The sequence below is a fragment of the Nitrospira sp. genome (assembly GCA_029194675.1).
Classification (GTDB): Bacteria; Nitrospirota; Nitrospiria; order Nitrospirales; family Nitrospiraceae; genus Nitrospira_D.
The window spans coordinates 1,576,364-1,596,370 of sequence record JARFXP010000001.1 but is presented as its reverse complement, the minus strand read 5'-3'; the positions used below and the strand labels follow the sequence as shown (position 1 = coordinate 1,596,370).

General features: G+C 56.2%; 19 protein-coding genes. 18 read left to right on the top strand and 1 reads right to left on the bottom strand.

The window, feature by feature from the left end; translation table 11 throughout:
* Window positions 1-129 precede the first annotated feature (129 nt).
* From P0120_07740 to P0120_07705, 8 genes are all read left to right on the top strand, one after another.
* The gene (locus P0120_07740) at window positions 130-357 is read left to right on the top strand and encodes a hypothetical protein (GenBank protein ID MDF0674221.1); all 228 of its coding nucleotides are present in this window, start codon (window positions 130-132) and stop codon (window positions 355-357) included.
* An 833-nt stretch (window positions 358-1,190) separates the two neighbouring features.
* Entirely contained in the window at window positions 1,191-2,297 is a 1,107-nt protein-coding gene (locus tag P0120_07735) for a deoxyhypusine synthase family protein (GenBank protein ID MDF0674220.1), read from the top strand.
* A complete protein-coding gene (locus tag P0120_07730) occupies window positions 2,294-2,935 on the top strand; it encodes a thioredoxin domain-containing protein (GenBank protein ID MDF0674219.1) in 642 nt (213 codons plus the stop codon). The genes P0120_07735 and P0120_07730 overlap by 4 nt, the downstream gene beginning before the upstream one ends.
* Window positions 2,936-3,094: 159 nt before the next feature.
* Window positions 3,095-3,307 (top strand): hypothetical protein, encoded by a 213-nt coding sequence (locus P0120_07725; GenBank protein ID MDF0674218.1) that lies wholly within the window; start codon window positions 3,095-3,097, stop codon window positions 3,305-3,307.
* Between the two features lie 35 nt (window positions 3,308-3,342).
* Window positions 3,343-4,797 (top strand): aldehyde dehydrogenase family protein, encoded by a 1,455-nt coding sequence (locus tag P0120_07720; protein ID MDF0674217.1) that lies wholly within the window; start codon window positions 3,343-3,345, stop codon window positions 4,795-4,797.
* Between the two features lie 154 nt (window positions 4,798-4,951).
* Window positions 4,952-5,521, top strand: a complete 570-nt coding sequence (locus P0120_07715; GenBank protein MDF0674216.1) for an arginine decarboxylase, pyruvoyl-dependent — start codon at window positions 4,952-4,954, stop codon at window positions 5,519-5,521.
* 66 nt (window positions 5,522-5,587) lie between these two features.
* Window positions 5,588-6,520 (top strand): agmatinase, encoded by a 933-nt coding sequence (gene speB / locus P0120_07710; GenBank protein ID MDF0674215.1) that lies wholly within the window; start codon window positions 5,588-5,590, stop codon window positions 6,518-6,520.
* A gap of 36 nt (window positions 6,521-6,556) precedes the next feature.
* Entirely contained in the window at window positions 6,557-7,285 is a 729-nt protein-coding gene (locus P0120_07705; protein MDF0674214.1) for a pseudouridine synthase, read from the top strand.
* A gap of 14 nt (window positions 7,286-7,299) precedes the next feature.
* Here P0120_07705 and nhaR read toward each other — a convergent pair whose 3' ends face one another.
* Entirely contained in the window at window positions 7,300-8,199 is a 900-nt protein-coding gene (nhaR, locus tag P0120_07700; GenBank protein MDF0674213.1) for a transcriptional activator NhaR, read from the bottom strand.
* Between the two features lie 142 nt (window positions 8,200-8,341).
* Between nhaR and P0120_07695 the strand changes: the two genes are divergently transcribed.
* From P0120_07695 to P0120_07650, 10 genes are all read left to right on the top strand, one after another.
* Window positions 8,342-9,895 (top strand): TolC family protein, encoded by a 1,554-nt coding sequence (locus P0120_07695; GenBank protein ID MDF0674212.1) that lies wholly within the window; start codon window positions 8,342-8,344, stop codon window positions 9,893-9,895.
* The gene (locus tag P0120_07690; GenBank protein MDF0674211.1) at window positions 9,784-11,463 is read left to right on the top strand and encodes a TolC family protein; all 1,680 of its coding nucleotides are present in this window, start codon (window positions 9,784-9,786) and stop codon (window positions 11,461-11,463) included. The genes P0120_07695 and P0120_07690 overlap by 112 nt, the downstream gene beginning before the upstream one ends.
* A 25-nt stretch (window positions 11,464-11,488) precedes the next feature.
* Window positions 11,489-13,084: a TolC family protein gene (locus P0120_07685; protein ID MDF0674210.1), complete on the top strand. Its 1,596-nt coding sequence runs from the start codon at window positions 11,489-11,491 to the stop codon at window positions 13,082-13,084.
* A 139-nt stretch (window positions 13,085-13,223) separates the two neighbouring features.
* Window positions 13,224-14,900, top strand: coding sequence for an ATP-binding cassette domain-containing protein (locus P0120_07680; protein ID MDF0674209.1), 1,677 nt, complete (start codon window positions 13,224-13,226; stop codon window positions 14,898-14,900).
* Between the two features lie 45 nt (window positions 14,901-14,945).
* Window positions 14,946-16,391 carry a biotin/lipoyl-binding protein gene (locus P0120_07675; GenBank protein ID MDF0674208.1) on the top strand — a complete coding sequence of 482 codons (1,446 nt, stop codon included), beginning with the start codon at window positions 14,946-14,948 and terminating at the stop codon, window positions 16,389-16,391.
* Between the two features lie 357 nt (window positions 16,392-16,748).
* Window positions 16,749-17,300, top strand: a complete 552-nt coding sequence (gene purE / locus P0120_07670) for a 5-(carboxyamino)imidazole ribonucleotide mutase (protein ID MDF0674207.1) — start codon at window positions 16,749-16,751, stop codon at window positions 17,298-17,300.
* Window positions 17,301-17,310: 10 nt separating this feature from the next.
* Window positions 17,311-18,474 carry a 5-(carboxyamino)imidazole ribonucleotide synthase gene (locus P0120_07665; GenBank protein ID MDF0674206.1) on the top strand — a complete coding sequence of 388 codons (1,164 nt, stop codon included), beginning with the start codon at window positions 17,311-17,313 and terminating at the stop codon, window positions 18,472-18,474.
* 390 nt (window positions 18,475-18,864) lie between these two features.
* Window positions 18,865-19,053 carry a hypothetical protein gene (locus P0120_07660; protein ID MDF0674205.1) on the top strand — a complete coding sequence of 63 codons (189 nt, stop codon included), beginning with the start codon at window positions 18,865-18,867 and terminating at the stop codon, window positions 19,051-19,053.
* A 26-nt stretch (window positions 19,054-19,079) separates the two neighbouring features.
* Window positions 19,080-19,313, top strand: coding sequence for a hypothetical protein (locus P0120_07655; GenBank protein MDF0674204.1), 234 nt, complete (start codon window positions 19,080-19,082; stop codon window positions 19,311-19,313).
* Window positions 19,314-19,415: 102 nt separating this feature from the next.
* Window positions 19,416-19,799 carry a hypothetical protein gene (locus P0120_07650; GenBank protein ID MDF0674203.1) on the top strand — a complete coding sequence of 128 codons (384 nt, stop codon included), beginning with the start codon at window positions 19,416-19,418 and terminating at the stop codon, window positions 19,797-19,799.
* The last annotated feature ends 208 nt before the right edge of the window (window positions 19,800-20,007 follow it).

Here is a 20,007-nt window from a genome sequence, read left to right as displayed (position 1 = left end):
GCAAACGATCCAGAGTTCAAATGATCCCTTGACTCTTCGAAGGTTGAAGCAGGAGGATTGTGTACGTACAGCAGACTGATCGGATGAGAAATGCATCAAAATAATTCCGACTGCCGAAGGAGGTTTCGTATGATTCGTCTTCTATGCGCTCTGCCCTTTGCCATTCTGACGAGTGCTATGGTCGCTGGTTGCGCCGATGATTCTTTTTCGGGTCGACAACGCCCCGCGCCTGGCTATGACAACGTCAATATGGGATCGTCGCAGCCGGGCCAACAGCATCGTTCCGACGAATCTCCGCCGGCTTCACAACGTGATCCTTATAGCCGTAGCCAGCCTGGCCAGCCTGGATACTATTAGCAGGACGCCCTCGGCGGGGCATTACATCGTAAAGCGCGATGGTCTCGGGGGTGCAGTCAGTCCCTTTCACCCGAAGGAAGATCTCGGCAGGGGCTGGAGCGTCGTGGACGGAGAGGTACAACGTGCGTCCAGCAATCCGGATGTTCTCGGCGATGTGGTTTCGACGGGAGGGGAGAGAACGACGCGAGGATGGTTGTCCTATATAGGACGCGCTTGCTGTAACTCGTTGGAAATCCTTGCTACTCATCGGACATTCCAGAAGTATCATCCTGTTGATTTTCTGTGGTATCCTCTGTCCTCTCAAGGCTTAAACACGGGTTCGAATCCCGTTGGGACCACCACACCGCACTTCGTGTGGACCGCCCGCTATTCAGGCGAAGCCTCTCTTCATTGAGCGGGCGGATAAACGCCTCCAGCGCCTTCAGTTTTTGATACCGCACTTTGTATGTGGCCGGTCCCTCTTTTTGACGCTTATCGTAACTAACGCGGCCGGATAGAGTCTTCAACCCACTGGCTTCATGCTCCACACCAAGATTGCTCGTGCCTTCCCCCTCTTGATTGAGACGGACGGGCAAACATCTCCAGGAGTTATTCATTCCCAATGCAAGGCTCGCCCGACCAGGAGCCACTCCAGCGATCCACTTTTTGATGCTGCAGTCTGCGGCCAACCGTTCAATTCGCTACGCCACTTCGAGTGCGAGTTATCCGAAAAGGCCGCTCGCGAAAGCTCTATGACTCTGCACGGTCTTTCACACGTGGGATCCTTTCATTGACGCCTCTATTCTTGGTTGTGTATAAACAAATGCACACTTGAGAACTTCTCAGAGGATCGCATGTACCCACGCGAATTTCGTGACGGCGCAAAAGACGGATTGGAAGCGCTCGAACCGCTTGATCCCGACAAGATCACCTCGTTCAGTGATTTGCTTGAGGCCATGGGCAGGACGGCGTTCGGAGGGCGGCATGTCGGCAAGGCGTTCGATGTGCTCTGGGCGATGATCGAGGACCCTGACTGCCAGGTCGTGCTGACGTTGTCCGGCGCAATGACGATCGCCAAGATGGGCAAGATCATCACGAAGATGATCGACGAAGGAATGGTGCAATGCATCGTCTCGACCGGGGCGTTGATGGCCCATGGCCTCAGTGAGTCGGTCGGCAAGACGCATTATCGACACGATCCGTCGATGAGCGACGAAGAGCTCTTTCGCAAAGGGTACAATCGCGTCTACGACACGCTCGAGATGGAAGCGAATTTGAATTATGTCGAGCACGTCGTTGCGCACACCTTGAAGCGCCTCGATCATGATCGGCCGCTTTCATCGGAAGTCCTCACGAGGGAGCTGGGAAAAACGTTGGCGGAAGAAATAGACGGCGACGGAATTCTCAAGAGCGCCTACTTGAAGAAGGTACCGGTCTATATCCCGGCGTTCACTGATTCGGAAGTGGGACTGGACATGGGAACGTGGGCGATGGCTCGTGAGGTCGATCGAGCCCGATCTCAGGCAGGGCAGGGGAGAGATCTGGACATTTTACGAACGATCCATCAATCCTGTCCGTCATTCAATCCCTACCTCGATCTCAACAGCTATGCCGACCATGTCCTCTCCGCTAAACGACTTGGAATTTTCACGATCGGAGGAGGTGTTCCACGGAACTGGGCGCAACAGGTCGGTCCGTATATTGAAATCGGTAATCTTCGGTTGGGCCTGAACGTGAAGCCCCCTCGATTTCACTATGGGGTGAGAATTTGCCCCGAGCCGGACTACTGGGGGGGGCTCAGCGGCTGTACGTATCAAGAAGGACTTTCTTGGGGGAAATTTGTGGCACCGAAGGATGGTGGGCGATTCGCTGAAGTATTGAGCGATGCGACGGTCGTCTGGCCATTGTTGATGATGGGGCTTCTCGAAAAGAAGCGAGCTGGTGTGAGTCGCCGTTCATGAACTGGACGACTGGACAACGGTGGGTTCAGCTGATGGTTTATAGCGGCCTCCTCTGGTCGTCCTCCGTCTTCGGCGGAAATGCATCCGAAGCCGATGTGCGAATGCGAGGACAGGCCAATGCACCTCTGACCTTGATCGAATACTCTGATTTCACGTGCGGCTATTGCTTGAAATTTTTCAAGCGTACGTGGCCACGGATTCAGGCTCAGTACGTCGATACTGGGAAAGTGCGATTTGTTTACCGGGATTTTCCGCGTGGCGACCAAGGGGCTGGGCTGGATGCGGCGGTGGCGGCGCGATGTGCCGGTGCCCAAGGTCAGTATTGGGCGATGCATGATCGGTTGTTTTCCGAAGGGGGACAGCTGGACAAGCAGGTGTATTTACGACATGCCGCGGCATTGAGCTTGGATCGACCTGCATTTGAACGGTGTATGAACGACGGGCGGTATACGAAGCTGATTTTCGAAGATCGCCAGGAAGCCAATCAGTGGGGGTTTCACGGAACCCCTGGGTTCATCCTTGTGCGGACGGCCGCCGAGCCGACGGAAAAGGAGCCGGCGGTTGCGATCCCCGGAGCATTCCCATTCGAGATGTTCGCAGAAGAAATCGATCGACTTCTGGCGAGCGACAAAAAATAGCAGAATTGCGCCGGAGCGGAGTGTGTCTTCGCGCTTCATGTTGACATCGGCACGTAGGTACGATAGTTCTCTTGGTATAATCTAAGGTAGGGTGTCCATATGACTTCGATGCAATCCTTCTGGCCCGTCTCCCACCGTGATGACGACTTCTGGGTCTGTATGTCGTGTCTCACAGAAGTCTTCTACAGAAAAGTTCCGATGCCGGACTGTCCGTCTTGTCACGGTGTGTCGACCTACGAGGGATTTACCTTGGAGGCGATCCGCGATTGGGGTACGGAAGAATTAATTGCCAAAGCCGTTGCCGCACAAGAAGCAGCCTTGGTTGTTCAACCTGCCGCCGAAGCCGCTGCGTCGGTCGAAGCGGCGGACTAATACCAACCTCATCAGAGACTCCAGCGAGCCTTCCAGTGCAGGCATCCCGTCCGTTCCTCGTTCATGGCCAATGGAAGTCAGGCGAACTCTCGGCCTCGGTCGTAGATCCGTTCACCGGGAAGCTCGTGGCTCAGGTTGCGCAAGCGACCGAGTCCGATGTCGAACAGGCCATCGCGTCAGCTTCCAGTGCGACTGCTACCATGGGGCAGCTTCCGGGACATGCTCGATACAACATGCTCCAACAGATCGCGGCGTTGCTCTATCGACGTCGCGAGGAGTTCGCACAGACCATCACAGCCGAGGCCGGTAAGCCGATCACCGACGCGAAGCGGGAAGTCAGCCGGGCAATCCAAACCTTCACGGTGGCAGCTGAAGAGGCACGACGGATTCCGGGCGAGGTGGTACCGCTCGATTGGACCCCCGGCTCTGATACGCATCTTGGCCTGCTTCGACGTTTTCCGATCGGTCCGATTCTCGGCATCACACCGTTCAACTTTCCGCTCAATCTCGTGGCGCACAAGGTGGCGCCGGCCCTCGCGTCCGGCAACCCGATTCTCATCAAACCTGCCCCTCAAACGCCGTTGACCGCGCTGCTCCTGGGAGAGATCGCCTTAGAGGCGGGAGTTCCTCCGGGTGGGCTCAATGTGGTGCCGTGCGATAACCTTCTCGCCGAGCGGATGGTGGTCGATCCACGATTCAAATTGCTCAGTTTCACCGGCAGCGCGTCGGTGGGATGGACGTTGAAGGCCAAGTGTGGAAAGAAAAAAGTCACGCTCGAACTCGGGGGCAACGCAGGCGTGATCATCGAGCCCGATGCCGATCTTGAGCTTGTCGCTCAGCGTTGCGCGGTAGGTGGATTTGGGTATGCCGGTCAGACCTGCATTTCAGTGCAGCGGGTGTTCGTCCACCATTCGGTAGCCGATGTGTTTACGACCAAGTTGCTGATGCATGTCGCTCGGCTGAAAGTGGGAGATCCTGCCGATGAGACGACGAGCGTCGGTCCCCTCATCGATCAGGCAGCCGCTCAGCGGGTGGAGAACTGGATCGGCGAAGCTGTCGCGGACGGAGCGCGCGTCCTGTTGGGCGGGAAGCGGATGGGATCGCTTGTTGAGGCCACGGTGCTGTCGAATGTGAAGCCCGACATGAAGGTTTCCTGCAAGGAGGTGTTCGGGCCGGTTGTCACCGTCACGCCGTATCGGCAGCTCAGCGAGGCCGTGGCGCTGCTCAATCAATCGGACTACGGATTGCAGGCCGGCATCTTTACGCAGGACATCAACAAGATCTTTTACGCCTTTCGCCACGTGGAGGTCGGAGCCCTGTTGGCAAACGAGATTCCGACGTTCCGGGCCGACCATATGCCCTACGGCGGCGTGAAAGATTCCGGGTTAGGACGGGAGGGCGTTCGTGCCGCGATGGAGGATATGACGGAGCCGCGGATGCTCATCATGAATCTGAAAGACCCACACCACTTCCCCGAAAAAAGTGTCTAGCAGATATTGCGAAGCCGGTCCAATCTTGCTACAACAGGCGCCCGATACGGTCATTGATTTGGTCCGATGTTTTGTCCAGCTGGCCGCTTTGGAACACGTCGCCAAATAACTCCGAACAACCAGGCAGGCCGATTACCTGACGAAAGGGGAGACGATGGTACCTACGCATATGTTTTTAACGCGAGGTGTGGGGGTCCACAAGGAAAAGTTGGCCTCCTTCGAAGAGGCGCTGCGCAGCGCCGGTGTGGCCTACTGCAACCTCGTCAGCGTGTCGTCCATCCTTCCTCCCCATTGTAAAATCATCCCTCGGAAGCGCGGAGAGAAGCTGCTGAAACCGGGTGAAATCACGTTTTGTGTCATGGCGCGTTCGGAAACGAATGAACGGAACCGGCTCATCTCGGCGTCGGTCGGCCTTGCGAAGCCCACAGACCGGGGCACATACGGCTATTTATCGGAACACCATGCCCATGGTGAAACAGATGAGGAGACCGGAGAGTATACGGAAGATCTCGCAGCGCAGATGCTTGCGACGACCTTGGGTGTCGAGTTCGATCCGAACGTGGCCTGGAAAGAGCGCGAGCAGGTCTTTAAAATGGGTGGAAAAATCGTGAGAACCCTGAACATCACCCAATCAGCCGTCGGGAAAAAGGGTAAGTGGACCACGGTCATCGCGCTGGCTGTTTTCATCCCGCCGGAGAATGTGCCCGCCCGTTCTCGCAAGTAGAGGCTTATCGGTCTTGGCTGTATTCATATCGTCTCAGCCGTTGGTCCCGCCGAGGGAAGATCGCCCATGACGCTTCCCGTCGGTTGGGAAGGGCCGAATCACAACTTTTTGGGGATCGACGAGCCCTGGTGTCACCCGGACCACGCGGGTGTCTATGTGCTGCCGGTTCCCTACGAACACAGTTCCAGTTATATCCGTGGGTCGGACCGTGGCCCCTCGGCTATCCTTGAAGCTTCCGCCCAGGTCGAATTCTACGACGAACAACTCGGATGTGAACCATTTCGAGAATGGGGCGGAATCGCAACGGCTTCACCGTTAGATCTCAACGGGAATGTCGATCGCGCGGCCGTCGACGCGATCGAAGCGTTCGTCTCACCGCACGTAGGAACCGGACGGTTTGTAATTATGCTGACGGGCGAACACACTGGGGCATTGGGAGCGATTCGAGCCCATGCGAAACGATATCCGCGGATGACCGTTGTGCAGATCGATGCCCATGGAGATCTCCGGGATGCCTATCAAGGCAATCCGTTCAGCCATGCCAGCGTCATGGCGCGGGTGGTGGAAGACGGCTTATCCTTGGTACAAGTGGGTATTCGGTCGATCAGCCGAGAAGAGGTCGCTCGTATCGATGCCACGGCCCGCATCAAGACGTTTTTTGCAGCCACCATCCTGGATCCATCCGGCCCGTACGAAGGCAAAGCATCGAGCTGGATACCTGACGTGGTTGCGGCCTGCCGAACGCCCGTGTACCTGACATTCGACTGCGATGGGCTGGATGCGTCGATCGTTCCCGCCTTGGGCACTCCCGAGCCGGGTGGCCTCGGGTGGTATGATACCCTCAATCTCATCACGGCACTGGCCAACGGACCTGGTATCGTCGGCATGGATGTCAGCGAGATCGCTCCTATCGAAGGATTCGTGGCGCCGCAATTTTCCATCGCGCGTTTGATCTATCGTATACTGGGTCGCATCAAAGCTGGCCGGCGCGTGTATTAACGGTCGGCATCACACGTCCATCGCTCCCGTCTTGACGTGGCGCAATCCATTCGCATCAATAAGTTCTTCACGGAACATGGGATCTGTTCCCGGCGCGAGGCAGACGGTCTCATTGAGTCGGGCGTTATCACGATCAACGGCCGGGTGGCGAAGCTCGGCGACCAGGTATCGTCCAATGACATCATCGCCCGGGAAGGCTGTGTGATCCCCTGGGGCAAAGCGAATCTCTATATCAAGTATCATAAGCCGGTCGGCGTCACGACAACGAGCGAATCGCATATCCCCCGGAATATTATCGCTGAGATTGGGCATCCGGAACGGATCTTCCCGATCGGGCGCCTCGATAAAGATTCATCCGGTCTGATCTTGCTGACGAACGACGGCGACATCGTGAACGAAATCCTCCGCACCGAATTCGGGCACGAACGAGAGTACCTGGTGCAGGTCGATCATCCGCTTGACCAATCGTTTTTGCATCAGCTGTCACGGGGCGTGGTTATTCTTGGAAGCAGGACGAAGCCCTGTCGGACGAGACGCGCCGGGCGTGATCAGTTTCGCATTATCTTAACGGAGGGACGGAACCGGCAGATCAGGCGTATGTGCCAGGCGCTTGGCTATCGCGTGACCAAGCTGCACCGAACGAGGATTATGCATATTACCGCCGAAGGGCTAGGCGTCGGTGAATGGAAGGAACTCACGAGTCAAGAGCGCGAACAACTTATGCAAGCCGTGGGACGGTATCACGCAGGTTGGGTCTCATCGTGAGGTCGTGAATGGCGTCAGCCAAGCAGTTCTTGCCGCGCAGTCCGGACGAGAGTAAGGACGACCGGATGCTTAAGCCGTCTCTCTACAGTGATCGCGTAGAAATGCTGTGTGAGAACCTCCAGTTGCCCAACCACCTGCACCCGATATTGGCGGCAGATCTCCTTCTCCATCACGGACACACCGGGAAAGATCCCATATCCGTCCTGGCCGAATGCCTTTAAGGTCGCACTGTCATCGAACTCACCTACAATGTTCGGATGCAGCCCATGGTTGATCAGCCATTGGTCGAGCAGTCGTCGAAGCCCGGTATTGGATGCGGGGAGGAGGATGGGTGCACCCCTTAACGACTGCGGAAAACCCCGACGATATTGTGCCGTCAGCTTGGCCGTCGCAAACAGCGATACTCCCGATTCTCCCAAAGGATGACTGTAGGTGTGTTCTTTGCTGCTTGATGGGGCAGGTGTGTCAGCGATGATCAGATCCAATCGATGGCATGACAGATCGGTCAACAGTTGGCCAAGTGTATCTTCCTGACAGATTAAGCGAATCGGCCGATAGAGTTTCAGCGCTGATTTGAGAAGTCGGGTTGCCAGCGGTTTTGGGACTGCGTCCGCGATGCCGACGATCAACCGAGCCGGTTGTCCGTTCGCATGCCCTTTGACCGTGTTCATCAGCTCTTGACCGGTCGCGAAGATGTCCTCCGCGTACTTGAACACAAGCTGGCCCATCTCCGTCAGCGCCAGGCGGCGGCCGGTTCGTACGAATAACTTTTCTCCCAACGTATGTTCCAAGAGGTGGATCTGTCCGCTGATCGTGGGTTGCGCCAGACGGAGTTCTTCGCAGGCTTTCGTCACGGTCCCGTGCTTGGCGACGGACCAGAAATACAAAAGATGGTGATAGTTCAGCCAATCCATATGGTCCTAGGCCTCGAATGAGAGATGACACTATACATCGGATTTGCCGATAACTCCAATCCGTTTTATCTATTTTGAAAAGCGAACGGGAGATTGCTACTGTGGGCGCCGTCCGTCACCCGATGTGAAAGGAGCATCCCTCATGATTGCTCTGGTATTGGCCATTGTGACTCTCCTGCCAATGACCGCACTGGCGGAACCGGCGATCGACTCGAGGACCGTGCAGGCCCAGTCGACTCGCACCGCTCCACTGACCATCGATGAAGTGCTGGCTCGCATCGAGTTGACGCATCCGCTGCTTCGGGCGATGGGGGCCGAGCGAGTAAAGGCCCGGGCCAAGATCCTGAAGGCGCTCGCGGCCTGGGAACCGACGTTCAAGAACATTACAAAGATGGAACGTTATCAAACTTGGAATCTCACGACGTCTCCCCGTACATTTGATGGACAAACGGGGGGATTTTCCGACACCATCCTCGAGGTCGGGCATCCCTGGGGCTTCACGGTCGCTGGCGGGTTCCGCAGCGGCATCGGGGATCGCGGCACTCTCAACTTCACTGCTTTCCCCGCTGATGCGCTGCTCTTCTATCCTCAGCAGCAATTCTACTTCGGCGGGTCGTTCCATCTGCTGCGAGGCCTCATGATGAATGAGGAGAACGCCCAGTTTCAACAGGCCGAACTCGCGGGGTCGCAAGCGGAGATCAAGGTGGCGCAGAAACGGCAGGACCTCTATCTCGCCGGCGCCGTGGAGTACTGGGATTGGCAGGTCGCCGTGAAACAAGCCGAGATAGTGAAGCGCGCCTTGGCCGTTGCCGAGGAGCGCTTGGTCCAGGTCGAAGGGTTGGCCAAGGGCGGGAAGGTCGCGCCGCTCGATGTGATCGAGGCGAGCCAAGAGGTTCAGAAGCGGCAAGAGGCAGCCATCACCGCGCAACGGAAGGTGGAGTATGAGCAGTACAAACTGTCCCTCTATCTCTGGGAGAACGGCGAGCCGGTGACGCCGCGACCGGAGTGGGCGCCGGAATTCCAGGGCGAAACGCCGCTCCCGACCAACGACGAGGTCGCGGCCTATAAAGTGGAGGCGAAAGAAGCTCGGCCGGAAGTGCGGGATCTCTACCTCGAAGCCAAGCTGAACAATATCGACATCAAGCTCGCCAAAAACAAACTGCTCCCGGCGTTGGATCTTGAAGGAGGGCCGCCCTCTGGTGTCACGGACTGGATTATCGGAATCGGGTATCGGGTCGGCATACACGCTGAGATGCCGCTGTTCAACCGGGAAGCGCGTGGGAAGGTCATGGCCGCGGAAACGAGCCAGCAACAATGGGCGTTGAAACAGCGCTATGCCGAGCAACAAGTCAACTTCGACGTGGATAACTGGCTCTCGGCCCAAGTGCGCGCCAGAGACCGGGTGACGGTGGCGACGGAAGCCCTGCGGTTGGCCAAGACGTTGGAAGAAGGTGAGCGCACGAGGTTTAACCTGGGGGCCACCACCGTGTTATTCGTGAACCTCCGTGAGCGCAACGTGGTGGCATCGGCGTACCAGCTGTATCGGGCGCAGGCCGACTATGCGGTGGCCCGTGGAGGGATGCTGTGGGCAAGGGGCGCGTTGTCGCAGCCCTGGCCGACGGCGTCCTTGGCGAAGTATGGAAATCCGATGACGGCGGCGGGCATGAACGGGTACAAACAACCGGGCCGCGATTAATCCGGCACAAGGAGCATCCTTCGATGGCCGCTCTATTACTCGTGATTCTGATCTGGCTTCCCGTGACGACACTGGCGGAACCGGTGCGCGATTCAAGCGTGTTGAAAGCGCAGTCCGCCCGCACCGAGCTCCTGACCATCAACGAAGTGCTCGCCCGTATCGAGTTGACGCATCCGCTGCTTCGGGCGGCCGGGGTTGAACGGATGAAAGCCCGGGCGAAGATCCTGAAGGCGCTCGGGGCCTGGGAACCGGCGTTCAAGGCAAATATGCAGGTCGCTCGTTTTCAGACTTGGAATTTCCTGAGCACCCTCGATGAGAATACGGGGGGATTTGTAGACACCGAGCTCGAGGTCGGGCATCCCTGGGGCTTCCGGGTCTTTGGCGGGCTCCGCAACGGCTTTGGGGATGACCGTACGATGTTCATCCATGCTGCCATCCCTGATGCCCAGATGTTCTATTCTATGCAGCAACTGAACGTCGGTGGGTCGTTCAAGCTGCTGCGAGGCCTCATGATCAACGACGAGTACGCCGAGTTTCAAAAGGCCGAACTCGCGGGGCCGCAGGCGGAGATCGCGGTGGCGCACGAACGGCAAGACCTCTATCTCGCCGGTGCCGTGCAGTACTGGGATTGGCAGGTCGCCGTGAAACAAGCCGAGATTGTGAAGCGCGCCTTGGCCGTTGCCGACGAGCGCTTGGTCCAGGTCGAAGGGTTGGCCAAGGGCGGGCAGGCGACGCCGCTCGATGTGATCGAGGTGAACAAAGAGGTTCAGATTCGGCGAGAGGCAGCCATTGCCGCCCAGCGGAAGGTGGAGTATGAGCAGTACAAACTGTCCCTCTATCTCTGGGAGAACGGCGAGCCGGTGACGCCGCGACCGGAGTGGGCGCCGGAATTCCAGGGCGAAACGCCGCTCCCGACCAACGACGAGGTCGCGGCCTATAAAGTGGAGGCGAAAGAAGCTCGGCCGGAAGTGAGGGACCTCTACATCGAAGCCAAGATGAACAATATCGACATCAAGCTCGCCAAGAACTACCTGCTCCCACAGTTGGATGTTGGGGGGGGGCTACATCCAGAGGCCGCGGACTGGCTTGTGGGAGTCGGGTATACGTTCCAGTCGAGGTTTGCGATGCCGCTGTTCCAGCGGGAAGGGCGTGGGAAGGTCATGACCGCAGAAGCGGACCAGCAACAATTGGTCCTGAAACAGCTGTACACCGAGCAACAAGTCAGCGTCGACGTGGACAACTGGCTCTCGGCCCAAGTGCGGGCTAGAGACCGGGTGAAGGTTGCGACGCAAGCGCTGCGGTTGGCGAAGACGCTGGAGGAGGGCGAACGGACCCGATTCAATATGGGCGTGACCACCGTCCTCTTTGTGAACCTCCGTGAGCGCAACGTGGTGGAATCGGCGTACCAGCTGTATCGGGCGCAGGCCGACTACGCGGTGGCGCGTGGAGGTATGTTGTGGGCCAGGGGAGTCTTGTCGAAGCCGTGGCCCGAAAGCGAGTTGGCCAAGTACGGGAACCCTCTGACGGCGGCCGGCATGAACGGCTACAAACAACCGGGACGCGATTGATTCAGCAACAAAGGAGCATCCTTCCTTGATCCTTCTCTTGCTGTGCTCGTTGATGATTGTGCCGGCGACCGCGCTGGCGGAATCGGTGATCGACTCGAGTGCCCTGCAGGCTCAGTCGACTCGCACCGCTCCCCTGACCATTGAAGAGCTGTTCGCCAGGATCGAGTTGACCCATCCGCTGCTCCGGGCCACCGGACTCGAGCGGGCGCAGGCTCGGGCGAAAATCATGAAAGCGTTGGGTGCGTGGGAGCCGAAGGTTCGGAACGAGCTCGAGTGGGACCGGTTTGAAACGTATGATCTGACGAACGTTTTTGGCAGGAATATCATGAATGCTGGCTATAACGATACCTTTCTCAAGGTCGGGCACCCCTATGGGTTCGAGCTGATGCTCGGTATCCGTAACGGCTTCGGGGATAGAGGTGTTATCAATGGCCAGAGCGGCATCGGCGTACCAGATAGTGGCCCAATAAGTCCCGGGGTGGGGATCCCGCAAGACATGCAACTGTTCTATCCGCAGCAAGTGTTGATCATGGGCGGATCCTTCAATCTCCTGCGGGGATTCATGGTCAACGAACAGTATGCCGGGTTCCAACAGGCGGAGCTCGCCGGGCCGCAAGCCGAGGTCAAGGTGGCCCAGAAACGGCAAGATCTCTATCTCGCTGCCGCCGTTCAATACTGGGATTGGCAGGTTGCCGTCAAACAAGCCGATGTGGTGAAGCGTGCGCTGGCCGTCGCGGAAGAGCGCTATCGCATGGTTGAGGGGAGAGCCAAAGCCGGCGCGGTCGCTCCGATCGACGTGGTCGAAGCCCGAGAAGAAGTTCAGCAGCGTCGAGAGGCTGCCATTGCCGCGCAACGGAAGGTCGAGTATGAGCAATATAAGCTTGCGCTATTTCTCTGGGAAGACGGCCAACCTGTGACACCTCGCCCTGAATGGGCCCCAGAATTTCAGGGGGAAACGCCGTTGCCGAGCGAAGAGGATGTGGCGGCCTACAAGGTGGAAGCCACGGAGGATCGCCCAGAAGTGCGCGATCTCTACATTGAATTCAAATTGAACAATATCGAACTGAAACTGGCGAAGAATAGTCTGCTTCCAAAACTAACGGTTGAGGGGGGGCCGGTGACGGGCGCTATCTACTACCTTGGAGGGTTCTCCTACCGACTGGGTGCGCTCCTCAGTATGCCGTTGTTCAATCGGGGTGCCCGAGGGAAGGTCCTTCACGCAGAAGCGCAGCAGGAACGATTGACATGGAAAATCGCATACACGGAGCGACAAGTTACGGTCGACGTTGATAACTGGCTCTCGGCGATTGTGCGGGCCCGAGACCGAGTGAAAGCCGCAACCGAAGCCCTGCGCTTGGCCAAGACCTTAGAAGAAGGCGAACGAGCCCGGTTTAATATGGGAGCAACGAGTGTGCTCTTCGTCAACATACGAGAGCGTGCGGTGATCGCAGCGGCCTATGAGCTGTACCGAGCGCAGGCCGACTACGCCGTGGCCAGGGGAGGTATGCTCTGGGCGAGAGCGGCGCTGTCGAAACCACTGCCTGAAAGTGTGCTTGTCAAGTACGGCGATCCTATGATCTCCGCCGGTTCGTCCGGTCGCAAGCTGCCTGGCCGTGACTGAAGTGTAGGAAGAATGGGTACTACCATATAGTTCATTCGATGGGCTTGGCAGTAGGTTTTTAAACGTGATTAAGTGCAGCCGTGGTTAAATTCGGCAAGGGGCGTATGATCCACATTCTGACTTATTACTGGGGGTGCTCATGAAAGAACCTCAGGGCGAAAGTTATCAAGGCCTGTTCGAGGCGCTGATGAAGCAGCTTTCCGTGGCGATGCGGGCTGAGAAAAAAATCATGAGTCTGATTTTTTCTTATGCCCTAGCCGTTGGGTTCTTTTCTCTTATCATCCCGTTGACCGTGCAGGAGTTGGTCAGTACATTTTCCTACGCGGTTCAGCCGGTCATGATTTGGACTCTGACCGGCATTATGCTGGCAGTGCTGTTGTTCGTCGGCCTGTTCAAGACCTTCCATTTCTACGCGGTGGACGTCTTGCAACGCCGACTCTTTGCAAGAGTCTCGGTCGCGATGGTTGAGCAGCTTCCCCGGAATCGATTTAGAGGGTCGCAACATGAGCTTTCGAACTACTTTATCGAAACGGTCTTTATGCAACGGGCTTTGTCCACTCTGCTCATCGACCTGATGAACGTCGTGGTGGGTGGGACGGTCGGCATGATCGTGCTGATCGTCTACCATCCCTATTTTCTCGTGTACAACCTTCTGCTCATGGCCGGGTTTGGGATCACGTTTTTCGTGCTCTCTCGTGGTGCACTGAAGACAACCCTCGCGATGTCTCATGCGAAGTACGACGTCTTCCATTGGATTCAAGATATTTCGCGGAATTCATTGCAGTTGAAGGCCACCGACAGCCGCCCATTTCTCATCCAGAAGACGAATGAGCTTGTCAATCGGTATGTCGAAACTCGAAAAGCCCGATTTGTTGTTCTCGTGCGGCAATATATTGGTTCGGTAGCGGGGCAAGCAGTTGCACAATCTGGAGCCCTCGCCCTCTCAGCCTGGCTCATGGCATCGGGGCAGATGACGCTGGGGCAGTTGGTCGCTGTTCAGGCGGTTATCGGCGCACTCATCCTCAATTTCGATTCCCTCATCAAAAACATGGGGTATGTGTACTATTTCTTCACGTCTCTGAAACACCTCGATGAGGTCTTCAGCCAAGAGCAAGATTACGTCGCCCCCGAATCTGCCGTGGCACTTCCCAAGCATTTGACTCAAGGGGTCCGCGTCACCTGCAAAGGCGTGAGTTTGATTCACGGGGGAGTGTCCGTCTTCGATGGCTTCAACCTGGAAGTAGCACCAAGCGAGAAGCTCGGTATCTACGCGCGAACCACGGGAGCAAAAACCGCTTTGGCCAGAGTGCTGGGCGGCCTCGAGAATCCGACCAATGGTGTCGTTCAGTACAATGGCGTTGATCTTCGGTATATTGAGCCTAATGCCATCAATCAAACCCGGAGTGTCATGATCGACTCTCAGTTGTCGTTGATCAAGGGAACGATCGAAGAAAATATCGTCATGGGACGATCCTATGTCACCTATGATGATCTCAACTGGGCTCTCCGATTCACCGAACTTGAGGAAGATGTCGAGGGCTTGCCACGCGGCGTGAAGTCCGAGATCTCCTCGCTGGGAGAATCCCTTTCGCCGACCCACATTGTGCAGATTCTCCTGGCCAGGGCGATTCTAGGACGTCCACAAGTTCTCATATTTGACGGCTTGATTCACTCGCTTGAGCCATCGTTGCGCGAGCGTGTGCTGCGTCGGCTGTGTTCTAAAGATGAAGCATGGTCTGTGATCTTTGTGTCGACGGATCCCAATCTTACGGATCATGCCGATCGTCGCATTATGCTGCATCATGCTCATGCGTAAACGGATGGAATGGTACATCAACACCGGTAAATGAATGGAGGCTCCATGGCTAGCCTAGATCGCGGTGTCGAAGGCAGCGGGGAACGTGCGTTGGTCAAGCGAGGGGTGGGCTTGGAAGCGATCACCATCGAACAAGGCCCCACATTGGCCAAGTTGCCATGCTGGGAAGCGGTACAGATTCCAGGAGGAATGTTCACGGCATCTCGTGCAATTCTGACAATCCTCCTGCTTTTTCTGATCGTCCTTGAGTTCGTGCCATGGACGCAGACCATCTCTGCGAATGGGAAAGTTTCTGCTTATACTCCCTACGACCGACCGCAGAAGATCGAGTCTCGGATTACAGGCCGTGTCAAGGCTTGGCATATTTTTGAAGGAGTTAAGGTTAAGAAAGGCGACCTCATCGGCGAACTCGAGGACTATGACCCGACCTTTATGGCCCCTGAGATCCTTCCTCTCTTCGAACAGCGTAAGGTAGCTCTAGAACAAACACGCCAGGCAGCACTAGCCAGAGCGGATCAGCTGAATAAGAGGATTGGGGAGATGAAAAAGCTGGTCCAGGCTGCCGTGCCATCGGCCGAGGCCAGAGTGGTGGAAGCTGACAACAAAGTGCGAGAGGCACAACAGAAGGTTGAACAACTTAAGATCGATGTCGTCACGGCGCAACTCAATGTCGACCGGCATCGACAACTTGTCAGAGACGGGCTCGTTTCACAACGGGAACTTGAGCTAACGATTCAGACCGAAATCGGCACAAAAGCTGGTTTGCAGGCAGCACAGGCCGGTTTGTTGGCGGCTGAGCAGGCTCGGTCCGCCTTAAGCTTCGGGCGTGATCAAATCACGGCGGATGTGCAGCAACGGCTCATGGAGGCAATCGCACAGCGTGATAATGCTGTGGCTGAAGCCGCTAAGGCGACGGAGGGATTAGCGGATATCTCGTATCGGCAACAGGGGGTCCAACAACGAATCGAGGCCGCTAAACTCATAGCGCCTATGGACGGAACTGTGGTCAAAATGGCTAGGGTCGGTGTCAACGAAACCGTCAGACAGGGAGACAATTTGGTCACTATTTCTCCCCTCGCCACTGATCCAGCCATCGAAATGACGGCCGAAGGGTTGGATTCTCCCCTTTTGAAACCTGGACGGAAGGTGCGAATCTTGTTTTTTGGAGTGCCGGCCATCCCATTGCCTGCCTGGCCTTCATTGATGGCTGGTACTCGTGGGGGGGTCATCAAGGTGGTTGACCAGATCGATGATGGAAAAGGAAATTATCGGTTCTGGGTCGTTCCTGACCCAGATGATCCTCAGCCATGGCCGGATCAGGCTCAGGTGAGGCAGGGTACAAAGGTATTGGGTTGGGTAGTCATGAATCGTGTCCCTCTTTGGTACGAACTGTGGCGGCGCTTTAACTTCTTCCCGCCGGATTATATTGAACGGTCACCGAGTGTGTTTGAGATGTTTGCGCCCAAGGTGGCGGCCCCGGGCGGTAAATAGTCGATCGTGCCGTACAATCGATACGGCACAGAGTTCTCCTTCTTGAAGATGGCTCAGGGAATATCCTGGGCCATCTTCGCGGTTAGCGGTAGCCGTAACCGTTTTATTCCCGTCAATTTTCCGGTGTGACTTCCAACGCACAGCAATCGCAACCACGCCTAAAGCGACGACCTCATTAAAAGCCAGCGAATTGCTATTGACGCCTTCCTCCTCTGGTCAGTGCAGGGCGAGGGCCTTTGAGCGAGTAGAATCCACCGGGTGATCGCCCAGATTTCAATCTCCTTGACCTGGTCAGAGGGACTCGCTAAGGTGCCCATACGTATTCTATGGAGAGGGGAGATGATCAAGAGGTAGACGATGACCAGAATACAGCGGGCGACGAACCGGTCGCGGCAAAGGGCAAGCCGAGAGGTCGCGAGCCGTAGGCCGCTTGTGGGGATCTTGGGGGGCAGTAAATCCGACTTCCCCATCCTGGAAAAATCCGGAGCAATCTGTGACGAACTTGCTATTCCCTATGAACTGCTCGTCGTTTCTGCTCATCGGACGCCGGACCGCCTCTTCGAGTACGCCGAAAGTGCTCATGACCGAGGAATCGAAGTCATCATTGCGGGAGCTGGAGGAGCGGCTCACCTTCCCGGTATGTTGGCTTCCAAGACCCACCTCCCCGTGATCGGTGTGCCGATTCCTACAGAAAACCTTCGCGGCCTCGATTCATTATTGTCAATCGTCCAGATGCCAAAAGGCATTCCAGTTGCCACCGTGGCGATTGGGGGCGCCGAGAATGCGGGCCTGCTCGCAGGCCAAATTCTCGCAGGACGTCATCCTGAAATTGCTCAGCGCATCAAAAGGTATCGGATGGCCCAAACGGAGAGCATTCTCAATTCTCCCGAGGCCAAGGGCACAAGATGAGTCAGCGGCTGTGACCGAGCGAATCCTTGAGCCTGGCGCCACTCTCGGAATATTGGGTGGTGGACAATTGGGGGCTATGTTCGCCGGGACGGCACACCGCATGGGTTACCGAGTAGCTGTCTGGGATCAAGATGCCGAGGCGCCTGCCCATCGAATTGCCACCTACTCATTTCCGGCGCCATTCACGGATCATGGCGTCCGCGACCAATTCGCAAGCATCGTAGATGCAGTGACCCTCGAATGGGAAAATGTGCCTGCGGAGCTCTGCGGATGGCTGGAACAGCGTTGCCCGATGCGACCTTCCGGTGCTGTTCTCAGGATCCTGCAGGACCGGATTGAACAGAAACAATACTTGTCGTCACGACACCTCCCTGTTCCCGCTTTCGCCGCCGTCGAATCGGTACCTCAACTGAGCTCAGCCGTCGACTGCCTCGGGCTGCCCGCTGTCTGTAAAACAGCGAAAAGTGGCTACGATGGAAAAGGTCAGTGGGTACTCCGAGACACTCATGATATGAGGGAGGTAGAACAGGTATTGGAAAGGTCCGAGGCGAGTCATCGGTGGATTCTTGAACAGTTCATCGACTATGTCACCGAACTCTCCGTTCTTGTCGTGCGAAGCGAGAGAGGAGCGTGCTGTGTGTACCCAGTGGCCGAGAATCGGCATGAGCGGGGCATCTTACGAGAAACCTGCGTGCCTGCTTCCATTCCTCCTGCCATCGCTGAAAAAGCGACGGAACTTTCGAAACAAGCCGTAGCGGCGTTACAGGGCGTCGGGGTTTTCTGCGTGGAACTCTTTCAGGCTAAAGATGGTTCCCTCCTTATTAACGAGATTGCACCTCGTCCCCACAACTCCGGTCACTATACACTGGATGTCTGTACTGTATCCCAATTCGAGCAGCAGGTACGAGTGACTTGTGGACTCCCAGTGGGAGAAACAAGGCTCCTAAGCCCTGCGGTCATGGTGAATCTCATCGGTGAAGACGTACAATCTGTTACATCCAGCCAAGGGGCCTACGCACTCCATTCAACAGCAGGGGCTGTGCTTCATCTGTACGGCAAGCGGATGATTCGTCCTGGTAGAAAAATGGGACATATAACATTTACCGCTCCCCAAGCTCTGGCAGCAGCAGAATTGGCTCACAGGTTCATCAAGGGCGTTCTAAAGCCAGCCTAAGTTCGCTCAATACTCGCTGTATAGGTGGTGAAAAGATTCTTTGGCGGTAAGCAGCCTGCCGACGTTCGATTATGTCAACAATTCGTTCGGAAGGGATCGGGAAGAAGACAAAAGCCCCGGTAAATACCGCGACCGACCATTGATTAGAGAGGTATACAATTTGGTGTTTCTCCAATGCTATTGCAGAGGAGGTGCCAACGGCATGGGACAAAATTTGGCCAAAAGCGATTCCACTCCAGCATCCGTTAGACTCTACCGGTTGCTCACTGATCCAGGCTCACGCTACCTGGTTCTTCAGGGCCTTGTCACAATCATCTTGTCGTATGAATTGCTCTTCGGTGGAGAGTCAGTCCTTAGCCGAGGGATGAGCAACGGTCTGGTGATGGGACTATGGCTGGCGATTTTCGTTATCGCGATGCTGCTCAGGCTTTGCTAGGAGCCACGTGGTTTAGAGCCGGACTCGTGACCATCGATACGTTTCTAGTGACCGCCATTATCTATCTTTCCGGAAACGCCCGTTCCGATCTCTATATTGCTTATTTTGTGTTTATCTTGGTGGCGCGTCAGTCAGACGGCTGACTCATCTGCTCGGACTCTCCCTGCTCTTGAGCACTGGGTACGCGGTTGTGCTCTATGAGGGGGTTCAGCAAACCGGAGTCATGGCTACTGGACAGCTGCTGGGGATCCCGGTTCTTCTCGTCATGGCGGTGTTTTATGGGGTCGCACTGGAAAGAACGGCTGTTGCACAGAAAGAAAAGGACTCGCTATTGAAAGATGTAGAGGAGCTGAAGAGGACCGAAGAGGAATTGGAAACGGCCAAAACTCAACTTGAAGCGTGAATTAGTAGCCTGAAAGAAAATCTGAAAAAGGCGAATGCTGGTCTCCGTGAGGGGCAGGTTGTCAAACAAGGACTTGAACGACAGCTTCATGAAGCACAGAAGATGGAAGCCATTGGCCGAGTCGCGGGAAGAATTGCGGACGAATTCGGGACGTTGTTCGTGGTGGTCGGGAAACAAACAGGTGTCATGCTATCGCATATGCAACAGAATGACCCCCTCAGGTCATCGGCCGATGAACTCTTTAAAGTAGGTGAAAAGGCTGCCACCCTTACGGCACAGCTTATTGCCATGAACCTTGATTGTCTCCACCTTCGAAACACATTGTCCGTCCAGGCTGTCTTAGCAGATATACACAGAATGATCGCAGGTCTTTTACCGAATCACATTGACCTGACTATCCAGCTGGACAACCAGGCGGCCTATGTCGAAGCGGATCGGGAAGGGCTGGAAACCGTCCTTTATGCTTATTACTTTGACTCCGGTTAGCGCTTTGGGCACTCTCCAGCAATGGGGCGACTGGGTTATCCTCAGAACATGCGGGAGTTCCGTCAGCGATTCTCGACCTCCGAAGCCTGCCGTGAATACCTGGTTCAATGCCGGTGGCCCGATGGCTTCGTTTGCCCGACATGCTCGGGTAAAAAGGCGTGGCTGAATCAGACGCGCTATGTCTTCGAATGCCCACAGTGCGGGCGTC

Coding starts and splice junctions, on each gene's coding strand:
- P0120_07740 (MDF0674221.1), top strand. CDS start 130: ATGATTCGTCTTCTATGCGCTCTGCCCTTTGCCATTCTGACGAGTGCT.
- P0120_07735 (MDF0674220.1), top strand. CDS start 1,191: ATGTACCCACGCGAATTTCGTGACGGCGCAAAAGACGGATTGGAAGCG.
- P0120_07730 (MDF0674219.1), top strand. CDS start 2,294: ATGAACTGGACGACTGGACAACGGTGGGTTCAGCTGATGGTTTATAGC.
- P0120_07725 (MDF0674218.1), top strand. CDS start 3,095: ATGTCGTGTCTCACAGAAGTCTTCTACAGAAAAGTTCCGATGCCGGAC.
- P0120_07715 (MDF0674216.1), top strand. CDS start 4,952: ATGGTACCTACGCATATGTTTTTAACGCGAGGTGTGGGGGTCCACAAG.
- speB (MDF0674215.1), top strand. CDS start 5,588: ATGACGCTTCCCGTCGGTTGGGAAGGGCCGAATCACAACTTTTTGGGG.
- nhaR (MDF0674213.1), bottom strand. CDS start 8,199: ATGGATTGGCTGAACTATCACCATCTTTTGTATTTCTGGTCCGTCGCC.
- P0120_07695 (MDF0674212.1), top strand. CDS start 8,342: ATGATTGCTCTGGTATTGGCCATTGTGACTCTCCTGCCAATGACCGCA.
- P0120_07680 (MDF0674209.1), top strand. CDS start 13,224: ATGAAAGAACCTCAGGGCGAAAGTTATCAAGGCCTGTTCGAGGCGCTG.
- P0120_07675 (MDF0674208.1), top strand. CDS start 14,946: ATGGCTAGCCTAGATCGCGGTGTCGAAGGCAGCGGGGAACGTGCGTTG.
- purE (MDF0674207.1), top strand. CDS start 16,749: ATGACCAGAATACAGCGGGCGACGAACCGGTCGCGGCAAAGGGCAAGC.
- P0120_07660 (MDF0674205.1), top strand. CDS start 18,865: ATGGCTGGCGATTTTCGTTATCGCGATGCTGCTCAGGCTTTGCTAGGA.
- P0120_07650 (MDF0674203.1), top strand. CDS start 19,416: ATGGAAGCCATTGGCCGAGTCGCGGGAAGAATTGCGGACGAATTCGGG.